The sequence below is a fragment of the Streptomyces massasporeus genome (genome assembly GCF_014648995.1).
In the GTDB taxonomy this organism is placed as follows: domain Bacteria; phylum Actinomycetota; class Actinomycetes; order Streptomycetales; family Streptomycetaceae; genus Streptomyces; species Streptomyces massasporeus.
The window spans coordinates 1-21,932 of the sequence record NZ_BMSE01000037.1 but is presented as its reverse complement, the minus strand read 5'-3'; the positions used below and the strand labels follow the sequence as shown (position 1 = coordinate 21,932).

At 72.6% G+C, this 21,932-nt stretch carries 19 protein-coding genes; 13 read left to right on the top strand and 6 right to left on the bottom strand.

Annotation, left to right across the window (positions count from 1 at the left end):
- The coding region (locus IE153_RS40370; RefSeq protein ID WP_268251973.1) for an isocitrate/isopropylmalate family dehydrogenase at positions 1 to 268 on the top strand (268 nt) is incomplete at its 5' end.
- A gap of 242 nt (positions 269 to 510) precedes the next feature.
- Positions 511 to 1,599, top strand: a complete 1,089-nt coding sequence (locus IE153_RS40365; protein ID WP_189594654.1) for a branched-chain amino acid aminotransferase — start codon at positions 511 to 513, stop codon at positions 1,597 to 1,599.
- Positions 1,600 to 1,792: 193 nt separating this feature from the next.
- Here the strand turns inward: IE153_RS40365 and IE153_RS40360 are convergent, their stop codons facing one another.
- Positions 1,793 to 3,241: a cytosine permease gene (locus IE153_RS40360; protein ID WP_189594653.1), complete on the bottom strand. Its 1,449-nt coding sequence runs from the start codon at positions 3,239 to 3,241 to the stop codon at positions 1,793 to 1,795.
- A 115-nt stretch (positions 3,242 to 3,356) separates the two neighbouring features.
- Here IE153_RS40360 and ureA point away from each other — a divergent pair, with 115 nt between their 5' ends.
- From ureA to cimA, 5 genes are all read left to right on the top strand, one after another.
- Positions 3,357 to 4,064, top strand: coding sequence for an urease subunit gamma (gene ureA, locus IE153_RS40355; protein ID WP_189594652.1), 708 nt, complete (start codon positions 3,357 to 3,359; stop codon positions 4,062 to 4,064).
- On the top strand, positions 4,061 to 5,773 hold the full coding sequence (locus IE153_RS40350) for an urease subunit alpha (protein ID WP_189594651.1): 1,713 nt from the start codon (positions 4,061 to 4,063) through the stop codon (positions 5,771 to 5,773). The genes ureA and IE153_RS40350 overlap by 4 nt, the downstream gene beginning before the upstream one ends.
- A 9-nt stretch (positions 5,774 to 5,782) precedes the next feature.
- A complete protein-coding gene (locus IE153_RS40345; RefSeq protein ID WP_189594650.1) occupies positions 5,783 to 6,820 on the top strand; it encodes an agmatine deiminase family protein in 1,038 nt (345 codons plus the stop codon).
- A gap of 8 nt (positions 6,821 to 6,828) precedes the next feature.
- The gene (locus IE153_RS40340; RefSeq protein ID WP_189594649.1) at positions 6,829 to 7,428 is read left to right on the top strand and encodes a TetR/AcrR family transcriptional regulator; all 600 of its coding nucleotides are present in this window, start codon (positions 6,829 to 6,831) and stop codon (positions 7,426 to 7,428) included.
- 413 nt (positions 7,429 to 7,841) lie between these two features.
- Positions 7,842 to 9,446, top strand: a complete 1,605-nt coding sequence (gene cimA, locus IE153_RS40335; RefSeq protein WP_189594648.1) for a citramalate synthase — start codon at positions 7,842 to 7,844, stop codon at positions 9,444 to 9,446.
- A 128-nt stretch (positions 9,447 to 9,574) separates the two neighbouring features.
- On the opposite strand, the gene IE153_RS40330 is transcribed toward cimA, so the two are convergent.
- The gene (locus tag IE153_RS40330) at positions 9,575 to 10,234 is read right to left on the bottom strand and encodes an SLATT domain-containing protein (protein ID WP_189594647.1); all 660 of its coding nucleotides are present in this window, start codon (positions 10,232 to 10,234) and stop codon (positions 9,575 to 9,577) included.
- A 139-nt stretch (positions 10,235 to 10,373) separates the two neighbouring features.
- On the opposite strand from IE153_RS40330, the gene IE153_RS40325 reads away from it, so the two are divergent.
- On the top strand, positions 10,374 to 11,723 hold the full coding sequence (locus tag IE153_RS40325; protein WP_189594646.1) for a hypothetical protein: 1,350 nt from the start codon (positions 10,374 to 10,376) through the stop codon (positions 11,721 to 11,723).
- Between the two features lie 388 nt (positions 11,724 to 12,111).
- Here the strand turns inward: IE153_RS40325 and IE153_RS40320 are convergent, their stop codons facing one another.
- Together IE153_RS40320 and IE153_RS40315 are read right to left on the bottom strand one after the other, a co-directional pair.
- Positions 12,112 to 13,290, bottom strand: coding sequence for a Cmx/CmrA family chloramphenicol efflux MFS transporter (locus tag IE153_RS40320; RefSeq protein ID WP_189594645.1), 1,179 nt, complete (start codon positions 13,288 to 13,290; stop codon positions 12,112 to 12,114).
- 167 nt (positions 13,291 to 13,457) lie between these two features.
- The gene (locus tag IE153_RS40315) at positions 13,458 to 14,396 is read right to left on the bottom strand and encodes a DMT family transporter (protein WP_189594644.1); all 939 of its coding nucleotides are present in this window, start codon (positions 14,394 to 14,396) and stop codon (positions 13,458 to 13,460) included.
- 72 nt (positions 14,397 to 14,468) lie between these two features.
- On the opposite strand from IE153_RS40315, the gene IE153_RS40310 reads away from it, so the two are divergent.
- The gene (locus tag IE153_RS40310; protein WP_189594643.1) at positions 14,469 to 15,053 is read left to right on the top strand and encodes a TetR/AcrR family transcriptional regulator; all 585 of its coding nucleotides are present in this window, start codon (positions 14,469 to 14,471) and stop codon (positions 15,051 to 15,053) included.
- Between the two features lie 39 nt (positions 15,054 to 15,092).
- Positions 15,093 to 15,689, top strand: a complete 597-nt coding sequence (locus tag IE153_RS40305) for a YdeI/OmpD-associated family protein (protein ID WP_189594642.1) — start codon at positions 15,093 to 15,095, stop codon at positions 15,687 to 15,689.
- Positions 15,690 to 15,765: 76 nt separating this feature from the next.
- Here the strand turns inward: IE153_RS40305 and IE153_RS40300 are convergent, their stop codons facing one another.
- Both IE153_RS40300 and IE153_RS40295 read right to left on the bottom strand, forming a co-directional pair.
- Positions 15,766 to 16,551, bottom strand: a complete 786-nt coding sequence (locus IE153_RS40300) for a S1 family peptidase (protein WP_189594641.1) — start codon at positions 16,549 to 16,551, stop codon at positions 15,766 to 15,768.
- A 216-nt stretch (positions 16,552 to 16,767) separates the two neighbouring features.
- Positions 16,768 to 17,373, bottom strand: a complete 606-nt coding sequence (locus IE153_RS40295) for a YceI family protein (RefSeq protein WP_189594640.1) — start codon at positions 17,371 to 17,373, stop codon at positions 16,768 to 16,770.
- A 417-nt stretch (positions 17,374 to 17,790) separates the two neighbouring features.
- Here IE153_RS40295 and IE153_RS40290 point away from each other — a divergent pair, with 417 nt between their 5' ends.
- The 3 genes from IE153_RS40290 to IE153_RS40280 form a co-directional block, all read left to right on the top strand.
- Positions 17,791 to 18,648 (top strand): SDR family NAD(P)-dependent oxidoreductase, encoded by an 858-nt coding sequence (locus IE153_RS40290; RefSeq protein WP_189594639.1) that lies wholly within the window; start codon positions 17,791 to 17,793, stop codon positions 18,646 to 18,648.
- Positions 18,649 to 19,006: 358 nt separating this feature from the next.
- The gene (locus IE153_RS40285; protein ID WP_229829430.1) at positions 19,007 to 21,379 is read left to right on the top strand and encodes a polysaccharide lyase 8 family protein; all 2,373 of its coding nucleotides are present in this window, start codon (positions 19,007 to 19,009) and stop codon (positions 21,377 to 21,379) included.
- Positions 21,380 to 21,533: 154 nt separating this feature from the next.
- Positions 21,534 to 21,932 (top strand): carboxyl transferase domain-containing protein (locus IE153_RS40280; RefSeq protein WP_308432245.1); only part of this gene is annotated, 399 nt, incomplete at its 3' end.

Genomic DNA, 21,932 nt, shown 5'->3' with positions numbered 1-21,932 from the left:
CGCGAGCGGGAACATCAACCCCTCCGGCGACTTCCCCTCGATGTTCGAGCCCGTGCACGGTTCGGCCCCGGACATCGCAGGCCAGGGCAAGGCCGACCCGACCGCCACCGTGCTGTCCGTCGCGCTGCTGCTGCGCCACCTCGGCTACGAGGCCGAGGCCGCCCGCATCGACGAGGCGGTCGCGGCCGACCTGTCGGAGCGCACCGGCAAGCCCGCCCGCTCCACCTCGGAGATCGGCGACGCGCTCGCCGTACGCGTAGCCGGCTGACCCGCCGCTGCACACCGCAAGCCGCCGGGTCGCAACAGCGCCCGGCGGCTTTCGCATGTTCCCGCCGGGTGCCACCATCGACCACCGGGCCGCAATCACCCCGTTCCTTCCGCCGCCGCCCCCGGGCGATAATCGAACGCGAGGCCGCGGAATGAGGGAATGCTCGGACGTCCTAGCACTGGTCACCATCAGAGCAGTACCGAGCGCGGCCCGTCACTACAACCGGTGAAGGACATCAACCCATGACGACGCCCACGATCGAGCTCAAGCCCTCCGCCCACCCGCTCTCCGACGCGGAACGCGAGGGGATCCTGGCCAACCCCGGGTTCGGCCGCCACTTCACCGACCACATGGTGACGATCAAGTGGACGGAAGGCCGCGGCTGGCACGACGGCCAGCTCGTGCCGTACGCGCCGATCTCCCTCGACCCCGCCACCACGGTCCTGCACTACGCGCAGGAGATCTTCGAGGGTCTGAAGGCCTACCGCCAGCCCGACGGGTCCGTCGCCACCTTCCGCCCCGAGAAGAACGCCGAGCGTTTCCAGCGCTCCGCTCGCCGGCTCGCGATGCCCGAGCTGCCGGTCGAGACGTTCATCGAGGCGTGCGACGCCCTGGTGAAGCAGGACAAGGCGTGGGTGCCGGCGCACGGCGGCGAGGAGTCCCTCTACCTGCGCCCGTTCATGATCGCCACCGAGGTCGGGCTGGGTGTGAAGCCCGCCAACGAGTACCTGTTCCTGGTGATCGCCTCCCCGGCCGGGGCGTACTTCCCCGGTGGTGTGAAGCCGGTGTCCATCTGGGTCTCCGAGGACCGGGTCCGTGCCGTCCCCGGCGGCATGGGCGACGCGAAGACGGGCGGCAACTACGCGGCGTCCCTGCTCGCGCAGGCCGAGGCCGCGACGAAGGGCTGCGACCAGGTCTGCTACCTCGACGCCGTGGAGCACACGTGGGTCGAGGAGCTGGGCGGCATGAACCTGTACTTCGTGTACGGAGACAAGATCGTCACGCCCGCGCTGACCGGGTCGATCCTGGAGGGCGTCACACGTGACTCCCTGCTCGCCGTCGCCCGTGACCTCGGGTACGAGGCCGAGGAGGGCCGGGTCTCGGTCGACCAGTGGCAGCGGGACTCGGAGAACGGGTCGCTGACGGAGGTCTTCGCCTGCGGTACGGCCGCGGTGATCACTCCGGTCGGTACGGTGAAGCGGGCCGGGGCGGAGTGGAAGCAGAGCGGGGGAGAGCCGGGCGAGGTCACGCTGCGGCTGCGCCAGGCGCTGCTTGATATTCAGCGGGGTACGGCCTCGGACGCCCACGGTTGGATGCACCGACTGGGCTGAGCCGCCCTGGCCCCCGGGGGCTCCGCCCCCGGACCCCCGGGCCTGTGCCCACCCACTACCCGACTCGGTCGGGCAGGAAGCCGGGCCGTTCGCCGCGTCGAGCCGGTCGGGCAGAGTCGGGCCGTTGGCCGCGTCGAATCGCTCGGCCAGGGAGCCCAGGGAGCCGGGCTCCTGCCCGCGTGACGCCGGTCGCTCAAGACGCCGGGCGCGAATCGATCGGGCGAGAAGCGGGCGTCGCCTCGCCGGCCCCGGGCTCCTCCAGGGAAGAGCCCGGGGCCGTCAGCGCGTACGCCACCCCTCCCACCACCCCCGACAGCAGGAAACTGCAGTCCACCCCGCCGGTCAGCGCCAGCAGCGGTCCCTCGTACGACGGCAGGGACACCGCCAGGACGCCCACCGTCGCCCCGGCCGCCCAGGAGAGGGCCGCCGGGACGTTCCAGCCGGAGCGGTACCAGTAGACGCCGCCCCGGGCGCGGCGGTTGAAGACCTGGAGGGCGTCCGCGTCGTAGACCCCGCCGCAGCGGGCGAAGCCGATGAGGGTGATGACCGCCCACGGTGTGCCGATGGCGGTCAGGAGCAGCACGAAGGACGTCATCGCGTCCTGCGCGGTCGAGTAGTAGTGCCCGGCGAAGACACAGACCGTGGCGACGGCCGCGACCACGTACGTCGCCCGGGCCCGGGAGGCGCGCGGCAGGATCGCGTCCAGGTCGAGGCCCATCGAGTACAGCATCAGCCCCGCGTTGCCGACCGAGCCGGCCGACGCCGCCAGGAGCAGCGGGACGAGGTACCAGGACGGGGCCGCGTCGACCAACGGGCCCGCGTAGTCGAGGGCCGCCCCGGCCGCGTACGCCGTGAACGTGCCGAAGAGCTGCGGCACCAGCAGGCCCAGCAGCAGCCCCAGCCAGGTCGCGTGCAGCACCCGGCGGGAGGAGTGGCGGGCCGGGGAGATGTAGCGGGTGTAGTCACCGAGGAGCGTGATGAACGCGATGGGCCCGGACAGCCCGGCGGCCACGGCCGCGAGCAGCCAGGTCGGCCAGTAGCCGCCCAGCAGATAGCCGCCGGCCTCCGGAAGCGCGGTGGTGGTGAAACCGGGGGCGTAGGCGATCACGCCCAGCGCCAGCAAGGCCGTCATGCCGAACGCCAGCACCCGTGACATCGCGAGCAGCACCCGGTAGCCGTACACCGCGCCGGCGACGGTGGCCGCGGCGAGCAGCCCGTAGACGACGCCGTAGGACACCCCGCCCTGCGGCAGTCCGGCCAGCCGGCCCAGGACGCCGACCATCACGTCTCCGCCGATCCACACGGTCAGCGCGGTGTAGCCGAGGGCCAGCAGCAGCCCGACCACCGAGCCGACCAGCCGCCCGCGGACCCCGAACTGGGCGCCGGAGGAGGTCGACAGGTTGGTGCCGGTGCGCAGCGAGACCAGTGCCAGCGGAGCCGTGAACAGCACACCCACCACCGTGCCCGCGAGCACCGCGCTGACCGACGACCACCAGTCCAGGCCGAAGGACGGCGGCAGCCAGCCGAAGACGATCACGCCCAGGCAGAGGTTGGAGCCGAGCAGGATCGACACGAGGTCGCGCGGTCCGCTGGTGCGCTCCTCCTCCGCGATGGTGTCGACTCCGCGCTGTTCGATCGGCATGCTGGTCTCCCTTGGTTAGAGCGACGTTCAATGTGATGTGCGCATTGCCTCACCGTCAACCTTTCGGTCGAGGGAATTTCATGTTTAGAGTGATGCTCTAAATGGAGGGAGTGACATGCGGCTGACCCCGACCGAACGCGACCGGCTGCTGCTCTTCGGCGCCGCCGAGCTCGCCCGCGCCCGCAGGGCCAGGGGACTGAGGCTCAACGTCCCCGAGGCGACCGCGCTCATCGCCGACACGGTGTGCGAGGCCGCCCGGGACGGCAGGCGGCTCGCGGAGGCGGTCGAGGCCGCCCGGTCCGTCCTCGGGCCGGACGACGTTCTGCCCGGTGTCGCCGACGTCGTCACCGAGGTGCACGTCGAGGCCGTCTTCGACGACGGCTCGCGGCTCGCGGTCGTCTCCGACCCCATCGGGGGCGGCGCGGGGCCGGACGCCCCGGGCGCGCTGCTGCCCGGGCCGGAGCACGCCGAGCCCGAGCCGGCCGAGCGGCTCACGGTCACCAACACCGCGACCGTGCCCGTCTCGGTGACCTCCCACTTCCACTTCTTCGAGGCCAACCCGCGGCTCGACTTCGACCGCGGCCGGGCCTACGGCATGCGGCTCGCCGTGCCCGCGGGGTCGTCCGTGCGGTTCGGGCCGGGAGAGAGCGCCGAGGTCGGCCTGGTGCCGATCGGGGGCGAGCGGATCGCCATCGGGTTCGCCGGTCTCGTCGACGGGCCGCTGGACGCGCCGGGCGCCAAGGAGGAGGCCCTGAAGCGGGCCGCCGCCTGCGGCTACCTCGGCGTACCGGAAACAGCACCTGATCAGGAGGTCGAGCGATGAGCCGCCCAGGAGGCCACCCCGCCGAGGCGCGCCGCCTCACCCCGTACGAGTACGCCGCCACGCACGGCCCCCGCGCCGGTGACCGCATCCGGCTCGGTGACTCGGGTCTCGTCGTCAAGGTCGAGTCCGATTCCCAGCGCCGGGGCGACGAGTTCCTCGCCGGGTTCGGCAAGACCGCCCGCGACGGGCTGCACCTGAAGGCGGCAGCGGTCCGGGAGACCTGTGACGTCGTGGTCAGCAACGTCGTGGTGATCGACGCCGTGCAGGGCATCCGGAAGGTGTCCATCGGCATCCGCGAGGGCCGGATCTGCTCGATCGGGCGGGCCGGCAACCCCGACACCCTCGACGGGGTCGACGTCGTCGTCGGCACGGGCACCTCGATCGTCTCCGGCGAGGGCCTCATCGCCACCGCCGGGGCCGTCGACACCCACGTCCACCTGCTGTCGCCGCGCATCATGGAGGCCTCGCTCGCCTCCGGCGTCACCACGGTCATCGGGCAGGAGTTCGGGCCGGTGTGGGGCGTCGGCGTCAACTCGCCCTGGGCGCTGCGGCACGCGTTCGGCGCGTTCGACGCCTGGCCGGTCAACATCGGCTTCCTGGGCCGCGGTTCGTCGTCCCACGAGGCGCCGCTGATCGAGGCCCTCGCCGAGGGCGGTGCCTCCGGGTTCAAGGTGCATGAGGACATGGGCGCACACACCCGCGCCCTGGACACCGCCCTGCGCGTCGCCGAGGAGCACGACGTCCAGGTCGCGCTGCACAGCGACGGGCTGAACGAGTGCCTGTCGGTGGAGGACACCTTGCGCGTGCTGGAGGGCCGGACCATCCACGCCTTCCACATCGAGGGCTGCGGCGGCGGGCACGTCCCCAACGTCCTGAAGATGGCGGGCGTGCCGAACGTCATCGGCTCCTCCACCAACCCGACCCTGCCCTTCGGCCGGGACGCCGTCGCCGAGCACTACGGCATGATCGTCTCGGTGCACGACCTCAAGACCGACCTGCCCGGGGACGCCGCGATGGCCCGCGACCGCATCCGGTCGGGCACCATGGGCGCCGAGGACGTCCTGCACGATCTGGGCGCGATCGGCATCACCTCGTCGGACGCGCAGGGCATGGGGCGCGCGGGCGAGACGGTCCGCCGTACGTTCGCCATGGCCGGGAAGATGAAGGCCGAGTTCGGCGCCCCCGACGACGAGCACGACAACGAGCGCGTCCTGCGCTACATGGCCAAGCTGACCATCAACCCGGCCCTCGCGCACGGGCTTTCCCACGAGGTCGGGTCCATCGAGACCGGCAAGCTCGCCGACATCGTGCTGTGGCGGCCCGAGTACTTCGGCGCCAAACCGCAGCTGGTGCTGAAGGCCGGCTTCCCGGCGTACAGCGTGGTCGGCGACCCGAACGCGGCGACCGACACCTGCGAACCGCTCGTCCTCGGGCCGCAGTTCGGCGCGCACGGGGCGACACCGGCCGAGATATCGGTGGCCTTCGTCGCGCAGGCCGCCCTCGACCAGGGGCACGACACCATGCCGACCCGGCGCCGCAGGGTCGCCGTGCGCGGCACCCGCGGCATCGGCCCGGCCGACCTGCGCCTCAACTCCCGTACCGGAGCGGTCGACGTCGACCAGCGCACCGGTCTCGTCACCCTCGACGGCGAGCCGCTGCGCTCCGAACCCGCCGAGTCCGTCTCCCTCAACCGTCTCTACTTCCTCTGAGGATCAACGATGTCCGCAGCCGCCGACGGCTTCCGCATGCCCGCCGAGTGGGTTCCGCACGAGCGGACCTGGATGGCCTGGCCGGGCCCGAACGAGACCTTCGACGACCCCGGGGAGCTGGCCGCCGCCCGGGGCGCCTGGGCCGCGGTCGCCCGGGCCGTGCGCCGCTTCGAGCCGGTGACGGTGGTGTGCGGCCCGGGCGGCTCGGCCGAGGCACGGGCGCTGCTGGGCGAGGGCGTCGACACGGTCGAGCGGGACCTGGACGACGCCTGGATGCGCGACATCGGCCCCACCTTCCTGACCAACGGCAGGGGTGAACTGGCAGCCGTCGACTGGACGTTCAACGGCTGGGGCGCGCAGGAGTGGGCCCGCTGGGAGCACGACGCCGAGGTCGCCGCGCACGTCGCCGAGCTCGCCGGGGCCCGGACGTACGCCTCGAAGCTCGTCAACGAGGGCGGGGCGATCCATGTCGACGGTGAGGGCACGGTCCTGCTGACCGAGACCGTCCAGCTCGGCCCGGAGCGCAACCCGGGCTGGTCCCGCGAGCAGGTCGAGGCCGAGATCCACGCCCAGCTCGGCACCCGCAAGGCGATCTGGCTGCCGCGCGGCCTGACCGGCGACTACCCTCCCCACGGCTTCGGCACCCTCGGCCACGTCGACATCGTCGCGGCCTTCGCCCGCCCGGGCGTCGTCGTGGCCCACTCCCAGCCCGACCCCGCCCATCCCGACCACGAGGTGAGCCGGGAGGTCATCGGCCTGCTCAGGTCCCAGACGGACGCGCGGGGGCGGCGTCTGGAGGTCGTCGAGGTCCCCGCCCCGACCGTCCTGGAGGCCGACGGCCACTGGGCCGACTACTCCTACATCAACCACTACCTCTGCAACGGCGGCGTGGTCCTGTGCGGCTTCGACGACCCGCGCGACGAGATCGCCGCCGGCATCTTCCGCCGCCTGTTCCCCGAGCGCACCGTGACGCTGGTGGACGCCCGTACGATCTTCGCGGGCGGTGGCGGCATCCACTGCATCACGCAGCAGCAACCGAGGACCTAGGAGTGCACATGGCCGGTGGGCGACGGCAGGCCCCGCCCCGCGAGGACGTCCTCGCCGCGGCCATGGAGATGATCGCCGAGCGCGGCCTGGAGAAGCTCACCATGGCCGCGCTCGGCCGCGAGGTCGGCATGAGCAGCGGCCATCTGCTCTACTACTTCGGCTCCAAGGACGAACTGCTGCTGCGGACCCTGGAATGGAGCGAGGGCCGCCTCGGCGCCGAGCGCGGCCGGCTGCTGACCCGGACCGCGCCCGCCCTCGAACGCCTCGACGCCTATGTCGACCTGTACGTCCCCTACGGCCACCGCGACCCGCACTGGACGCTGTGGCTGGAGGTCTGGAACCGCTCGCAGAACGCCGACGCCGATGCCCGCGAACGGCAGGCCGCCATCGAGGGCGCCTGGCACCGCGACCTGGTCGCGCTGCTCGCCGAGGGCATCTCGCGCGGCGAGTTCCGCCGCGTCGACCCGGACCGGTTCGCCGCCCGCCTGCGCGCGCTGCTGGACGGCTTCTCCATCCATGTGGCGATCGGCCTGCGCGGCACCGACCGGGCGCAGATCCTGCGCCACGTGCGCGAGTTCCTCGCCGACAGCCTCCTCGCGGACGCCTGAACGTGCGCTCGACCGCAACGGCCGCACGGTCGCCTTCGCCAGTTCCTCACCCGACCTCGTGCCCGGCGACACCTACGACACCGCGCACGTCCACGTCCGTCACCTGAGGTGACCGACCGCATCCTGAGACGGCGGTGAGCGAAGCGCGGGGGCTGTGCCAGACTGCCCCCGTGCTCTCGTTCGCCATGATTATTGGCAGCAGGCGCGCCGGTCCGCAGTGACCGCCACGTACGACCAGGTACGGGCGGACACCGTCGTCCTCGACCCGCGCGCAGACCTCTCGCACCCGCGAGAGGTTTTTCGCATTTCTGGCCCACCCACAGCCGGAGGCGAGAGCGCGAGGGAGTATGTGAGGGCGGTGGAGCCGGTCATTCCGGTACGACCGAGATCCCATCCTCAGGAGCCTTGAGACCATGACCGCTACCAGCGACCTCGACGATTCGTTCCACGTCTTCGACACCACCCTGCGCGACGGCGCCCAGCGGGAGGGCATCAACCTCACCGTCGCCGACAAGCTGGCCATCGCACGGCACCTGGACGACTTCGGCGTGGGCTTCATCGAGGGCGGCTGGCCGGGCGCCAACCCCCGGGACACCGAGTTCTTCGCCCGCGCCCAGCAGGAGATCGACTTCCGGCACGCCCAGCTCGTCGCGTTCGGCGCCACCCGCCGCGCCGGCACCACCGCCGCCGAGGACCCGCAGGTCAGGGCGCTCCTGGAGTCCGGCGCGCAGGTGATCACGCTGGTCGCCAAGTCGCACGACCGGCACGTCGAGCTCGCGCTGCGCACCACCCTGGACGAGAACCTGGCGATGGTCGGCGACACGGTCTCCTTCCTCAAGGAGCAGGGCCGCCGCGTCTTCATCGACTGCGAGCACTTCTTCGACGGCTACCGCGCCAACCCCGAGTACGCCAAGGCTGTCGTCCGCACGGCGTCGGAGGCCGGCGCGGACGTCGTCGTCCTGTGCGACACCAACGGCGGCATGCTCCCGGCCCAGATCCAGGCCGTCGTCTCCACGGTCCTCGCCGACACCGGCGCCCGGCTCGGCATCCACGCCCAGGACGACACGGGCTGCGCGGTCGCCAACACCCTGGCCGCCGTCGACGCGGGCGCGACCCACGTGCAGTGCACGGCCAACGGCTACGGCGAACGCGTGGGAAACGCCAACCTGTTCCCGGTGGTGGCGGCCCTGGAGCTCAAGTACGGCAAGAAGGTCCTGCCCGAGGGGCACCTGCGCGAGATGACCCGCATCTCGCACGCCATCGCCGAGGTCGTCAACCTCACCCCCTCCACGCACCAGCCCTACGTCGGGCTCTCCGCCTTCGCCCACAAGGCCGGACTGCACGCCTCCGCGATCAAGGTCGACCCGGACCTCTACCAGCACATCGACCCCGAGCTGGTCGGCAACACCATGCGGATGCTGGTGTCCGACATGGCCGGACGCGCCTCCATCGAGCTCAAGGGCAAGGAGCTCGGCGTCGACCTCGGCGGCGACCGCGAACTGGTCGGCCGGGTGGTCGAGCGGGTGAAGGAGCGCGAGCTCAAGGGCTACACCTACGAGGCCGCCGACGCGAGCTTCGAACTCCTCCTGCGCGCAGAGGTCCAGGGCGGGCCGCTGCGCTACTTCGAGGTCGAGTCCTGGCGCGCCATCGTCGAGGACCGGCCCGACGGCTCCCACGCCAACGAGGCCACGGTCAAGCTGTGGGCCAAGGGCGAGCGCATCGTCGCCACCGCCGAGGGCAACGGCCCGGTCCACGCCCTGGACAGCTCCCTGCGCGTGGGCCTGGAGAAGATCTACCCCCAGCTCGCCAAGCTGGAGCTGGTGGACTACAAGGTCCGCATCCTGGAGGGCAAGCACGGCACCAACTCCACGACCCGCGTGCTGATCTCCACGTCCGACGGCACGGGCGAGTGGTCGACGGTCGGCGTCGCCGACAACGTCATCGCCGCGAGCTGGCAGGCCCTGGAGGACGCGTACACCTACGGGCTGCTGCGCGCGGGGGTCGCTCCGGCGGAGTAGACCCGGCCGCCCGGGCCCGGCCGGGTTGCGGCCCGGGCGGCCGGAGCCACATCGCCGTGTTCCGGGGCCGCGAGCCCCGGGCGTGTGTCACATCGCCGTGTTCCGGGGTCGCGGACCCTGGGCGTGTGTCACATCGCCGTGTCCCGCGACCGCGGCACCGGGACCTCGCCGCCCCGGTCGCGGCCGGGAGTCCGGTCGAGGCGGAACAGGCCCGCGGTGTGGGAACGCTGGCCGGTGGCGGTGCTGGTGGAGCGGGTCAGCTCCTCGACGCCGTCGGCCAGATAGCCGATCCACGCCGTGCCCTCGTCCTCGATGATCCGTTGCGCGTCGGTCCGCAGCCGCTCGATCACCCCGAGCAGGGCCGCCTGCTCCTTGTCACTGGGGGAGTCGGTGGTCCGCAGGAACGCCTGCGCCCAGTCGGACTGCGCCTTCTTGAGGATCTGCTGCAGTGCCATCTCGGCACGGATGTAGCGGGTCCAGGACGCCGAGAACCCGAAGATCCGGTCGAAGAGCACGCACCCCGCCCCGCCGGCCAGGAACACGAAACCCCACTCGGGCTGCACGGTCGTGGGCGAGGCCGCGTGCACCAGCGGCGTGATCGTGCCGACGATGCCCAGCAGCGTGGCGAGCGCCCGCAGCGAACGCGACCACAGCGACGGCCCCCGGCGCCGGGCCAGGTACCAGCCGATCGCCGACGTCACCTCCGCCTCGGCGTGCCGGAACAGCTCCCACAGCAGGTCGGCCCGCGTGCGCGACCGGTCCAGCTCGGTCAGTTCGGACACCGTCATGTCCGCAGCTCTACGTCGTCCGAACATGCCCCTGCTCCCGCCGTCTGAATGGCCAGAGGCATCCTAGGCGCAGCCGCCCCGACAAATCCCCGGCTCGACGGATAACCCTTTCTGTGGCATTTCGGGTAGCTTCGAACATATGAGGGCCGCACTGGTGCGTACCGTGGTACGTCTGCTGATCGTGCCGTTCGCCGCCGTACTGGCGGTGCTGTTGGCCGGCGCGCCGGGCGCGCACGCGGCCACCGACCTCTCCGAGGTCGCCCAGGAGCTGCGTGAGAACCCCGTCTACGTCGATCCGGCCGCCTCCGGGCAGCTCGCGGCGTCGGACGCGGAGGCGCTCGCCGACAAGATCAAGGACGCCGACAAGCCCGTCTTCGTGGCCGTCCTCCCGGCCGGTTACCCCACGCAGGACCTCTTCCGGAACCTCCGCACCGAGACCGGCATCACCGGCCTGTACGGGATCCGGCTCGGCGACCGGTTCGACGCCCGCGCCGACAGCTCCGTGATGAGCCGGCAGGCGGTGTCCAACCTGGTCACGGCCGTGCAGGACGCGGGCGACACCAAGGCCCAGCTGAACGACTTCGTCGACGACGCCCTGCGCAACGTGGGCGGTTCGGCGCCGAGCAGCTGGAGCGACGGCTCGGGCACCGACGTGCCGGTCGGCGGCCTGATCACGATCGGCGCCCTGGTCGCGGCCGGCGGCGCGGGCGCCTACGCCCTGGTCCGCCGCAACCGGCGCCGCCACGAGGAGGAGCAGCGGGCCGCGCTGGAGAAGCTGCGGGTGGTCGTCGACGAGGACATCACCGCGTTCGGCGAGGAACTCGACCGGCTCGACTTCCATCCCTCGGAACCGGGCGCAGACGACGCGATGCGCGCCGACTACGAGCGTGCTCTGGACTGCTACGACCAGGCCAAGTCCCTGATGGCGGCCGCGACGAAACCGGAGGACGTCCGAGCCGTCACCCAGGCCGTGGAGGACGGCCGGTTCTCCCTGGCCCGGCTCACGGCCCGCCGCGAGGGCGCAGCCCTGCCGGAGCGCCGCCCGCCCTGCTTCTTCGACCCGCGCCACGGCCCCTCGGTCGCCGACGCCACCTGGACACCCTCGGGCGCCGCCGCCCGCGAGGTCCCGGTCTGCGCGGCCGACGAAAGGCGGCTGGCCGAGGGCCGCGACCCCGCGATCCGCGAGGTCGACACCGACTACGGCCGCCGCCCCTACTGGGAGGCCGGACCGGCGTACGGCCCCTGGGCCGGCGGCTACTTCGGCGGCGGCCTCCTGCCCGGCCTCCTCGTCGGCACCATGCTCGGCAGCATGATGGCCACCCCCGCCTACGCGGCCGACTACGGCTCCGGCTACGGCGACTTCGGCGGCTACGAGGGCGGCGACGTCTCCGGCGCGGACTTCAACTCCGGCGACTTCGGCGGCGACTTCGGAGGAGGCTTCGGGGGAGGAGACTTCGGCGGCGGCGGGGACTTCGGGGGAGGGTTCTGACAAGGCCCCGAGCTGCGGGGCATGCGGGGCGCCGGCCGGGGGCCTGATCTGCACGGGACACGGGGGCGTGCCCGGCAGGGGCTCGCTCCGCGCCGCGTGCAAGGGTCCTGGCCGGGGCCCTGTCAGCGCGGCGTGCGGTGCGCTGGGCGCTGGTCGGGCCTGATCCGTACGGGACGCGGGGGGCCCGGCCCGGGCCTGATCCGCACGGGGCGCTGGTTGTGTCCGCCCGGGGCCTGATCTGCGCCGCGGGCCCGGGCCGGGTCCGCACGGCTCGCCGGGCGCCTGGCCCGGGCCTGAGATCCACGGCGCGCAGGGCGCTTGGCCAGGCGTGACCGCGCTCGGGGCTCGGGCCGACCTGACCAGGCCCCGAGTTCAGCGGCTCGCGGACTCAGCGTCGTAGAGGCGTCTCCCGCCCCACGGGCCGCTCCCGCTCCTGCCACCCCGTCGCCCCGGTGACCGCGAAGGCCAGGGCCACCAGGCCCGCGCTGACCCACACCGGTGCCCGGTACCCGAACCCCGCGTCGATCACCACGCCGCCGGCCCAAGGGCCCACCGCCGCGCCCACGTTGAACGCCGCCGTCGCGAAGGCTCCGGCCAGGGTCGGCGCGTCCTGCGCCGCGTACAGCGCACGGGCGATGAGCGTGGAGCCGACGCCGAAGGACAGGGCGCCCTGGGCGAAGACGAGCGCGAGGGCCAGGACGGGGTGCCCGGCGCCGAGGGCCAGGGCGCACCAGCCCGCGCCCAGCGCCAGGCCCCCGCCGGCGAGCACCGGCCCGGGGCGCCGGTCGGCGAAGCGCCCCGAGGCGGTCACCCCCGCGAACGCCCCGGCCCCGAACAGGGCCAGGACCCCCGGGACCCAGGAGTCACCCAGCCCGGACACCTCGGTGACCAGCGGAGCGAGATACGTGAAGGTGCAGAACGTCGCGCCGTTCACGAGGGCGCCCAGCAAAAGGGTGACGAGCAGCCGGGGATCGCGCAGCGACCGCAGTTCACCGCGCAGCGCGGGCGGCGGACCCCCGGCCGCACCACCCGGCACGGACCGCGCCACCGCGACCAGCGCGGGCAGCGACACCAGCGCCACGGCCCAGAACGCCGCACGCCAGCCCCACAGCTCACCCAGCACGGCCCCGGCCGGCACCCCGGCCACACACGCCAGCGTCACCCCGCCCAGCAGCGTGGACGTCGCCCGCCCCTTCGCGTCGCCCGGGACCATGCCCACGGCGGAGACCAGGGCGACCGCGAGGAACCCGGCGTTGGCGAACGCCCCCACCACCCGGGTGGCGAGCAGGACGGCGAAGCTGTCGGTGAGCGCGCCGACAACATGGACGACAAGAAAGACGACGAGGAACGCCAGCAGCGCGCCCCGCCGGGGCCAGCGCCGCGCGAGCCCCGCCACGAGCGGCGCCCCCACGACCATCCCGGCCGCGAAGGCCGAGGTCAGGGCGCCCGCCGCGGGGACGGACACCCCCAGATCCCGCGCGATGTCCGGCACCAGCCCGGACAGCATGAACTCGGACGTGCCTTGCGCGAACACGGCAAGGCCCAGCAGAAGGAGAGCGAACGGCATGAAAGAACTCCGCACCGGAAGTCGACGTCGGACACGACAGGTCGGACGGCAAACCGGCAGCGGAGCGGAGCGGGCGGCCTCAGCGGCCCGGCATCGGCGTCACGAACAGCCACCGGAGAGCCGGTGGCCACACTCTGGACGCCTCGGGGCCGGACATGGACCGCACGCTAGGCGGAGCCGGGGGACCGGGTCCACCGGTTTTCCTCCGGTTCCGACCGGGCGGCGGTCAGGCTCGTGCCCCTCCGGCCGCCACCGCGATGGACGACGACGACCGCCACGAGGCAGACGGTCAGTCCGAGAGCGGTCTGCACGCCGAACGGCTCACCGAACATCAGCGCGCCCCAGACCGCGGTGACCGGGGCCATCAGGAACATCAGCGTGTTGACCTCGGTGACGCCGGAGCGCTTCAGGATGAGCCAGTACAGCCCGTACCCGCCGAACGTGGACAGCCCCACGAGCCAGGCGACCGCCACCCAGAAGTCCCCCCGCGCGGGCGGAGCGGCCGTCCCGGTGCCGAGGGCCAGCACCGAGAAGAGGACCGCGCTCGTGACGCAGTGGACGGTCAGCGACACCGACGGGGCGACCCGCGAGCGGGCCCGGCTCTCCAGGAACGTCGCCGCGACCAGGGACAGCATGCCGAGCAGCGGGACGGCGTACGCCCACCAGGCCACGCCGCCGCCCGCCGCCGCGTCGGCCAGCGTGACCACGGCGACACCGCTCAGACCCAGGCCCAGACCGAGCCACTGCCGGCCCGAGACGTACTGCCCGAGCAGCGGCCCCGCGAGGGCCCCGGCGACCAGGGGCTGGACCCCGTCGATGAGGGCCGTCGTACCGCTGGAGACGCCGAGCTGGATGGCGTAGTAGACGCTGAGCAGATAGCCGCTCTGCGACAGCACGCCGACCACGGCCTGCCGGGCGAGGTCCCGGGCGGTGAGGCCGCGCCAGGCCGATCGCATGACGACCGCGACGGCGACGAGGACGACGGCCAGCGGCAGGAACCGCCACATCAGGACCGTGAGCGCGGACGCGCTGCCGGCGCCGAGCTTGGCCCCGATGAAGCCGGAACTCCAGCACAGGACGAAGGCGAGGGACAGGAGGACGTTCACGACATCACAACCAGTAGACAGATCGGTTTAGCCGTTCCCCGCTCACTACACAGATCGGTATAGTCGGGTGCCATGGGTACCACCGCGCCGAACCCGCGCCGGATCACGATGACGCCCGCCGCCCGCCGCGTCCTGGCCGCCGCCTCCCGGCTCTTCTACGAGCGCGGCATCCACGCCGTCGGCGTCGACCTCATCTCCGCCGAGGCCGGGGTCACGAAGAAGACGCTCTACGACCGGTTCGGCTCCAAGGAGCAGATCGTCGTGGAGTACCTCGCGGACCGCGACGAGCGCTGGCGGGCCTTCCTCGCCGAGCACCTCGACGCGGCGGGACCGGCCCCGGGCGAGCGCGTCCTGGCGGTGTTCGACGCCTCGCGCGCATGGGCGGAGGAGTTCAGCCCCAGGGGGTGCAGCATGGTCAACGCCCACGTGGAGATCGGCGACCCCGCCCATCCGGCCCACCCGATCATCACCGGTCAGAAGCGGTGGATGCTCGCCCTGTTCACGGATCTCGCCTCGGAGATCGCACCCGAGACGGCCGACTCGACGGCCCGGACGCTGATGCTCCTGCACGAGGGCGCCCTGGTCGCCCACGGCCTGGGCGTCTTCCCGGACGCCATCGCCCGGGCCCGCGAACAGGCCCGCGCCCTGCTGGCATAGCGGACGGAAACTGTCCTGCTTCCGCCCTACGGTGACCCCATGACCACTTCCGACGGCACCGGTTCTCTCCCCTTCGCAACCGCGGCCGACCTGGACTCCTGGCTGACCGCCCACCCGGCGCCCCACCCCGGCCTCTGGGTCAGGGTCGCGAAGAAGGGTTCGGGCATCCCGTCCGTCAGCGCCACCGACGTCAACGACGTGGCACTGTGCCACGGGTGGATCACCGGACAGCGCAAGGGACTTGACGCGTCGTACTACCTCCAGCGGATCACCCCCCGGCGCCCCGGCAGCCTGTGGTCCATGGTCAACGTCCGGCGGATCGAGGAGCTGACCGCCGCCGGACGGATGCGGCCCGGCGGGCTCGCGGAGGTGTCGGCCGCGCGAGCGGACGGCCGTTGGGAGGCGGCGTACGCGTCGCAGAAGGAGGCCGAGGTCCCGGCGGACCTGGTGGAGGCGCTGAACCGGAGTCCCCGCGCCGCCGCGGCCTTCGAGGCGCTGGGCCGCACGGACCGGTACCTGGCGATGCTCGGCGTCCTCCGCGCCCGGACGGCGGGGAGCAGGGCCGCGCAGGTGGCGGCGGCGGTGGCGAAGCTGGAGTCGGCGGAGCCGGAGTCGGCGGAGCCGGAAACCCGCTGACTCCACCATGCGGAGGCCGTCGCACTCCCGAGGAACGGGCCCGGCACCCCTCGGCGCCGGGCCCTGAAGCCGTGGGTCAGAGGGTCGACGCCGCCGACGCGATGGCGGAGGCGAACGTGGAGACCTCCGTGTAGACGCCGGGGGCCTCGGGACGGGCGCAGCCCTCGCCCCAGCTGACGATGCCGACCTGGATCCAGGCGCCGGCGTTGTCCTTGCGGAACATCGGGCCGCCGGAGTCGCCCTGGCAGGTGTCGACCCCGCCCGCGTCGAAGCCGGCGCAGATCTCCTCGTTCGCGACGAGGCCGCTGTAGAGACCGCCGTAGGCCTTGCACGCGGCGTCGCTGACGAACGGCACGGTCGCCTTCAGGAGGTAGCGCTGCTGGGAGCCGCCCTCACGGTTCGCGCCCCACCCGGCGACGGTGAAGTCACCGGTGTTGTACTGCGTGGTGGTGGCGATCTTCAGGGTCGGCAGGTTGATGGGCTGGGCGAGCTTGATCAGTGCCCAGTCCTTGCCGGTGCCGTTGTAGCCGGGGGCGCGCAGCACCTTGGTGGAGCGGACCTGGACCCGGCCGCTGGTCGACTGGAGGTCGACGACCCCCGCGGTGGCGGTGATGCTCGTGTTGTTGCCGGAGGCGCCCACGCAGTGCGCGGCCGTGAGCACGATCTGCTGGGTGTAGAGCGCGCCGCCACAGCCCATGGAGAGCCGGACCATGAACGGGAACTCGCCCTGCGCGGCCCGAGTCCCGCCGACGACGGGCGAGGGGGCGGCCTGGGCGGCGGAGACGGGCTGAAGGCTGGCGATCGCGAGCGCGGCGGCGCCGAGGGCCGCGCATCTCTTGAGAGCGGTGAGGAGTCTCTTCAACGTGATGCCTTCCGTGGGGGGTTGACTGGGGAGGTGCAACCGAAGCATCAGATTGACGAGCGCATGACAGCAGCAAGGCAAAAAGAACGTCCATGTGCTGGCATGGACTGGTCAAAATATTGCTGCTGGATTATGGGAACGCCGGGAGTCTTCGCACAAGGGGCGGGAACCGGCCAGACCGGCCCGGGTGATGTCACCGGGCCGGTCCCGCGGGGCTCACGCGTTCCTGATGGCCGAGATGTCGAAGTTGAGCTTGATCTTGTCGGAGACGAGGACGCCGCCGGTCTCCAGCGCGGCGTTCCAGGTCAGGCCCCACTCGGAGCGCAGGATCTCCGCCTTGCCCTCGAAGCCGACGCGCTCGTTGCCGAAGGGGTCCTTCGCGGCGCCGTTGAACTCGAGGTCGATGGCGAGCGGGCGGGTGGTGCCGAGGATCGTCAGATCGCCGGTGATCCGGTAGTCGTCACCGCCGAGCGCCTCCGCCTTGGTGGAGCGGAACGTCATCGCCGGGAACTCGTCCGCCTTGAAGAAGTCCGCGCTCTTGAGGTGGCCGTCGCGGTCTGCGTTGCCCGTGTCGATGCTGTCCATCACGACGTCCAGCGAGGCCGTCGACCGCGACGGGTCGGTGCCGTCGAGGTGCAGCGTGCCGGTGAAGTCCTGGAAACCGCCCTTGACGTTGGTGACCATGGCGTGCCGGGCGACGAAACCGATCGTCGAGTGCGCGGGGTCGATCGTGTAGTCGCCGGTCAGGGCGGCCAGCTCGGGGCTCACGGCGGTACCGGTGGCGGCGGCGGTCTGGGTGTCGTTGCGGCTGAAGATGCTCATGGGGTACGCCTCCTGCGTCTAATGTTGAATCTTTAACTACTCCAACGCGACCCACCGTAGACCTATTCCGTTCAATGTTCAACATCTTCGACGGGTGTGTTCCCGACGCGTCCCGCCGCGCCCCTCCGGGACCTCCCGCGGCCTCTCCTGGACCTCCCCTCGGTCCCCTCCCGCGCCCCTCGCGTACCCCCGCTTGGAGCAATCGCGCGTCCCGAGCGGGTGGTTCTGCCGGTGGCGGTGCGCAGTGGCCCCGTACGCGGGCGTCCCCACAGGCCGGGGGCCCGCCCGGGGCCTCCACGCGGACCCCTGCGGCCATCCGTGCGGTGGCGGGGTCCGACGAGACGGGGTTCCGTTTCCAGTGAGCGTATGGAGACAGACGAGACCACGGCGGACGCACAGCGCAGGGGAGAGTGACTCGTGACACTCACCGGCTCCGGCTCGGCCTACGATCCACCGGCGGACCCCACCCGACCCCGCGCCACGGCCCCCGTCCCCGCCCGGGTGAACCAGTACGGGCCGCCGCGGCGGCTCGACCGGCGCGTGGCCCTGGTCACCGGCGCCTCCTCGGGCATCGGGGCGGCCACGGCACGGCGTTTCGCGATGGACGGCTGGCAATTGCTGCTGAACGGACGCGACCGGCACCGTCTGGAGCAGACGGCCTCCGGCACCTCGGCCGTCGTGCTGCCCGCCGACCTCGCCGCCCCGGGCGGCCCGCGCCTGCTCGCCCAGTCCGCGCTGCACACCACCGGCCGGATCGACGTCCTGGTCGCCGGGGCGGGCATGGGCTGGACGGGTCCCTTCACCGCCATGCCGCACACCGACATCGACCGCGTCCTGACCCTGGATCTCAACGCCACGCTCCACCTCGTGCGCGAGGTGCTGCCCACCATGATCGCGGCCGGGCGGGGGCGCGTGGTGCTGCTCGGCGCGATCGCGGGGTGCGTGGGCCTGCGGGAGGAGGCGGTGTACTCCGCCGCCAAGGCCGGACTGGCCGCCTTCGCCGAGGCGCTGCGCCAGGAACTGCGCGGCACGGGCGTGGGCGTGACCTTCGTCGTGCCCGGCGCCGTCGACACGGCCTTCCACACCCGTCGCGGCAGGCCCTACGACGGCACCCGCGCCGGTCTCCTGTCGCCCGGCTGCGTCGCCGGCACGATCTGGGACGCCGTCCGGCAGAACCGCGACGAGGCCTACGTCCCCACCTGGCTGACCGTCCCGGGCCGGGTCCGAGGCCTCGCACCGGGCCTGTACCGCCGCCTGCTGAACCGCTTCGGCTGACCAACGGGGCCGCGCCCTGCCAGGGTGACCGCGGCGGCCGTGCCCGTTGGGTGACGCCGGCCGGGCCTGTTGGGGTGGCTTAGGCCGGCGGTGCCCGGGGTCGGGCCGACTCCGGCCGTTCCTGGCTCGGGCCGTCTCCGTCGGCTCCGGCTCGGGCTTCTCCGTCTCCGTCGGCTCCGGCTCGGGCTTCTCCGGCTCGGGCTTCTCCGGCCGTTCCCGGTTCCACTGACCCCGACCGTCCCCCTCCGTTGCTTCTGGCCGGTCTGGCCGGTCTGGCCGGTCTGGCCGTTCCCCCGTTCCGGTCACTCCGGCCGAATCCACCGTTCAGGTGAGCCCATCCCCGTGGTAGGGCATGGGCATGACTCCCCAGCGTCGCCTCTTTCCCCGCCGTGCGGCCGGGACAGCCGCCCCGCTCCGGCCCAGTCGGCGCGCCCTGATGCTGGCGGTCGCCGCCCTCGCGGCCACCGGGGGCGCGGCACCGGCGGGCCGGGGCGGCGACGCGCCGGACGATCCGTACGACACCCTCCGTCGCCGCTGGCTCGGCATCTCCCTCGGCACCGGTTACGACCCCACGGCCGAGCCCTACGCCGCCCGGCTCGCCGAGACCGGCGCGCTCGCCCGGGACCTGCGCGCGAGCATGAACCCGGCGGCGGACTCCCTCTGGCCCGGGCACCCCTTCGACCCGCCGGCCGGCATCACCCTCAGCTACGGCCGGTTGTGGACCATGACCCAGGCCTACGTCCAGCAGGGCACCGGCTTCACCGCCGACCACGCCCTCCTGACCGGCATCCTGCGCGGCCTCGACCACCTCTCCGCCACCGCCTACAACCCCTCCACCACCCGCTACGGCAACTGGTGGGAGTGGCAGATCGGCAGCCCCCGCCTGCTGACGGACATCACGGCCGCCCTGTACGAGGAGCTGGGGGAGCCCCGCGTCCGTGCCGCCTGCGCCGCCGTCGACCACTTCGTCCCCGACTCGGCCCTCGGCGACTACAGCGGCACCTCCACCGGCGCCAACCGCGTCGACCTGTGCCGTTCCGTGGCCCTGCGCGGCATCCTCGGCCGCGACCCCGTCAAGATCGCCCTCGCCCGGGACGCCCTCTCCCCGGTCTTCCCGTACGTCACCCAGGGCGACGGCCTCTACGCCGACGGCTCCTTCGTCCAGCACACCTGGGTCGCCTACTCGGGCACCTACGGCCAGGTCATGCTCGACGGCCTCGGCCGCCTCTTCGCCCTGCTCGCCGGATCCGACTGGGAGGTCACCGACCCGAACCGGCAGATCGTCCTCGACAGCGTCGAGCGTGCCTACGCGCCGCTCCTCCACGACGGACTCGTCATGGACAGCGTCAACGGCCGGGCCATCAGCCGCGGTTACCTCAGCGCCGACGACCGCAGGGTCCTGCGCAGCGACCACTACCACGGCGGGCAGCTCATCGCCGCGATCGCCCTGCTCGCGGCCGGTGCGAGCCCCGCGGAGCGCGAGCGCTGGCACGCCCGCGTCAAGGGCTGGATCGAACGCGACACCGTGAGCCCGATCCTGACGGCACCCCAGTTCGGCGTCGCAGACCTGGCCCGGCTGCACGCCATCGCCGCCTCACCCGCCCCGGCCGCGCCCGAACCCACCGGGCACCACCTCTTCGCCGCCATGGACCGCGCCGTCCACCGCGGCCCCGGCTTCACCGTGAACATCGCCATGGCCAGCGACCGCATCGCCCACTACGAGTGCGGCAACGGCGAGAACCCTCGCGGCTGGCACACCGGCGCGGGCATGATCAGCTGGTGGGCCGAGGGCACCGGCGACCAGTACACGGACTGGTTCTGGCCGACCGTCGACTGGTACCGCCTGCCCGGCACCACCGTCTCCACCAAACGGCTCGCCGACCGCGAGGGCGGCGAGTGGGGCACGGCCCGCCCGGACGCGCGCTGGGTCGGCGGCACCACCGACGGCACCTACGCGGCCCTCGGCCAGCACCTCAAGGGCCTCGGCTCCACCCTCGAAGCCCGCAAGTCCTGGTTCTGTGTCGAGGACGCGGTGATCTGCCTGGGCGCCGGGATCATCTGCTCCGACGGCGTCCAGGTCGAGACGATCGTCGACAACCGCAACCTCGGCGCAGCCGGCACCCCGCGCTTCGTCAAGGGCCCGCACTGGGCCCACCTGGAGGACCACGGCGGCTGGGTCCTGTTCGGTCGCGAGCCGAAGGCGCTGCGCGAGGACCGCACCGGCGCCTGGTCCGACATCAACACCGGCAGCACGCCGGAGCGGCGCACCCGCCGCTGGCAGACCCTCTGGCTCGACCACGGCACCGACCCCGAGGACGCCACGTACACCTACCTCCTCATGCCCGGCGCCTCCCGTCACGCGGTCGCGCGCCGCGCCGCCGACCGCCACTGGATGTCGGTCCTCGCCAACGACGCCGTCCGCCAGGCGGTCACCGTGCCCTCCCTCGGCTGCACGGCCGCCACTTTCTGGCAGGCGGGGAGGGCGGGTCCGCTCTCCGCATCCGGCGGCGCGAGCGTGCTGGTCGTCCGCCGGGGCCGTACCGCTACCCTCTGCGTGAGCGAACCGCCCCGTACGGGCGAACCCCTGGAGATCGTCTGGGACCACCCGGTCCGCCGGGTCGACCGGGCGGACGAGACGGTCGAGGTGCTCTCCACAGGCCGCCGACTGCGCGTGCGCGTCACCCCGGGGAAGGTATGCGCCACCCATGTCTGTGAGGTGACTCTCCCCTGACCCGTTTGTGCGACCTCTACAAGCGACACGCCCCCTGAGCAGTCAGAAAGGCTCAACCTCGCCATGGTTCTGTTCAGGGTTACCAGGAAAACACGCCGGAGACTGTGAGGAGTCGACGGCCCGCATTCCGTGGTCGGCTTCGTAAGGTCACTACATGACCGTTTTGGATGAGGCGCCGGGTGAGCCGACCGACGCGCGCGGACGCGTGGCCGAACTGCACGAGATCCGTGCGCAGGCGATGGCGGGACCGAGCGAGAAGGCGACCGAGGCGCAGCACGCCAAGGGCAAGCTGACCGCGCGGGAGCGCATCGAACTCCTCCTCGACCCGGAGTCCTTCCGGGAGGTCGAGCAACTGCGTCGGCACCGGGCGAGCGGCTTCGGCCTGGACGCGAAGAAGCCGTACACCGACGGTGTGATCACCGGCTGGGGCACGGTGGAGGGCCGCACGGTCTTCGTCTACGCCCACGACTTCCGCATCTTCGGCGGCGCCCTGGGCGAGGCCCACGCCACGAAGATCCACAAGATCATGGACATGGCCATCGCGGCCGGTGCC

Coding starts and splice junctions, on each gene's coding strand:
- IE153_RS40365 (WP_189594654.1), top strand. CDS start 511: ATGACGACGCCCACGATCGAGCTCAAGCCCTCCGCCCACCCGCTCTCC.
- IE153_RS40360 (WP_189594653.1), bottom strand. CDS start 3,241: ATGCCGATCGAACAGCGCGGAGTCGACACCATCGCGGAGGAGGAGCGC.
- ureA (WP_189594652.1), top strand. CDS start 3,357: ATGCGGCTGACCCCGACCGAACGCGACCGGCTGCTGCTCTTCGGCGCC.
- IE153_RS40350 (WP_189594651.1), top strand. CDS start 4,061: ATGAGCCGCCCAGGAGGCCACCCCGCCGAGGCGCGCCGCCTCACCCCG.
- IE153_RS40345 (WP_189594650.1), top strand. CDS start 5,783: ATGTCCGCAGCCGCCGACGGCTTCCGCATGCCCGCCGAGTGGGTTCCG.
- IE153_RS40340 (WP_189594649.1), top strand. CDS start 6,829: ATGGCCGGTGGGCGACGGCAGGCCCCGCCCCGCGAGGACGTCCTCGCC.
- cimA (WP_189594648.1), top strand. CDS start 7,842: ATGACCGCTACCAGCGACCTCGACGATTCGTTCCACGTCTTCGACACC.
- IE153_RS40330 (WP_189594647.1), bottom strand. CDS start 10,234: ATGACGGTGTCCGAACTGACCGAGCTGGACCGGTCGCGCACGCGGGCC.
- IE153_RS40325 (WP_189594646.1), top strand. CDS start 10,374: ATGAGGGCCGCACTGGTGCGTACCGTGGTACGTCTGCTGATCGTGCCG.
- IE153_RS40320 (WP_189594645.1), bottom strand. CDS start 13,290: ATGCCGTTCGCTCTCCTTCTGCTGGGCCTTGCCGTGTTCGCGCAAGGC.
- IE153_RS40310 (WP_189594643.1), top strand. CDS start 14,469: ATGGGTACCACCGCGCCGAACCCGCGCCGGATCACGATGACGCCCGCC.
- IE153_RS40305 (WP_189594642.1), top strand. CDS start 15,093: ATGACCACTTCCGACGGCACCGGTTCTCTCCCCTTCGCAACCGCGGCC.
- IE153_RS40295 (WP_189594640.1), bottom strand. CDS start 17,373: ATGAGCATCTTCAGCCGCAACGACACCCAGACCGCCGCCGCCACCGGT.
- IE153_RS40285 (WP_229829430.1), top strand. CDS start 19,007: ATGACTCCCCAGCGTCGCCTCTTTCCCCGCCGTGCGGCCGGGACAGCC.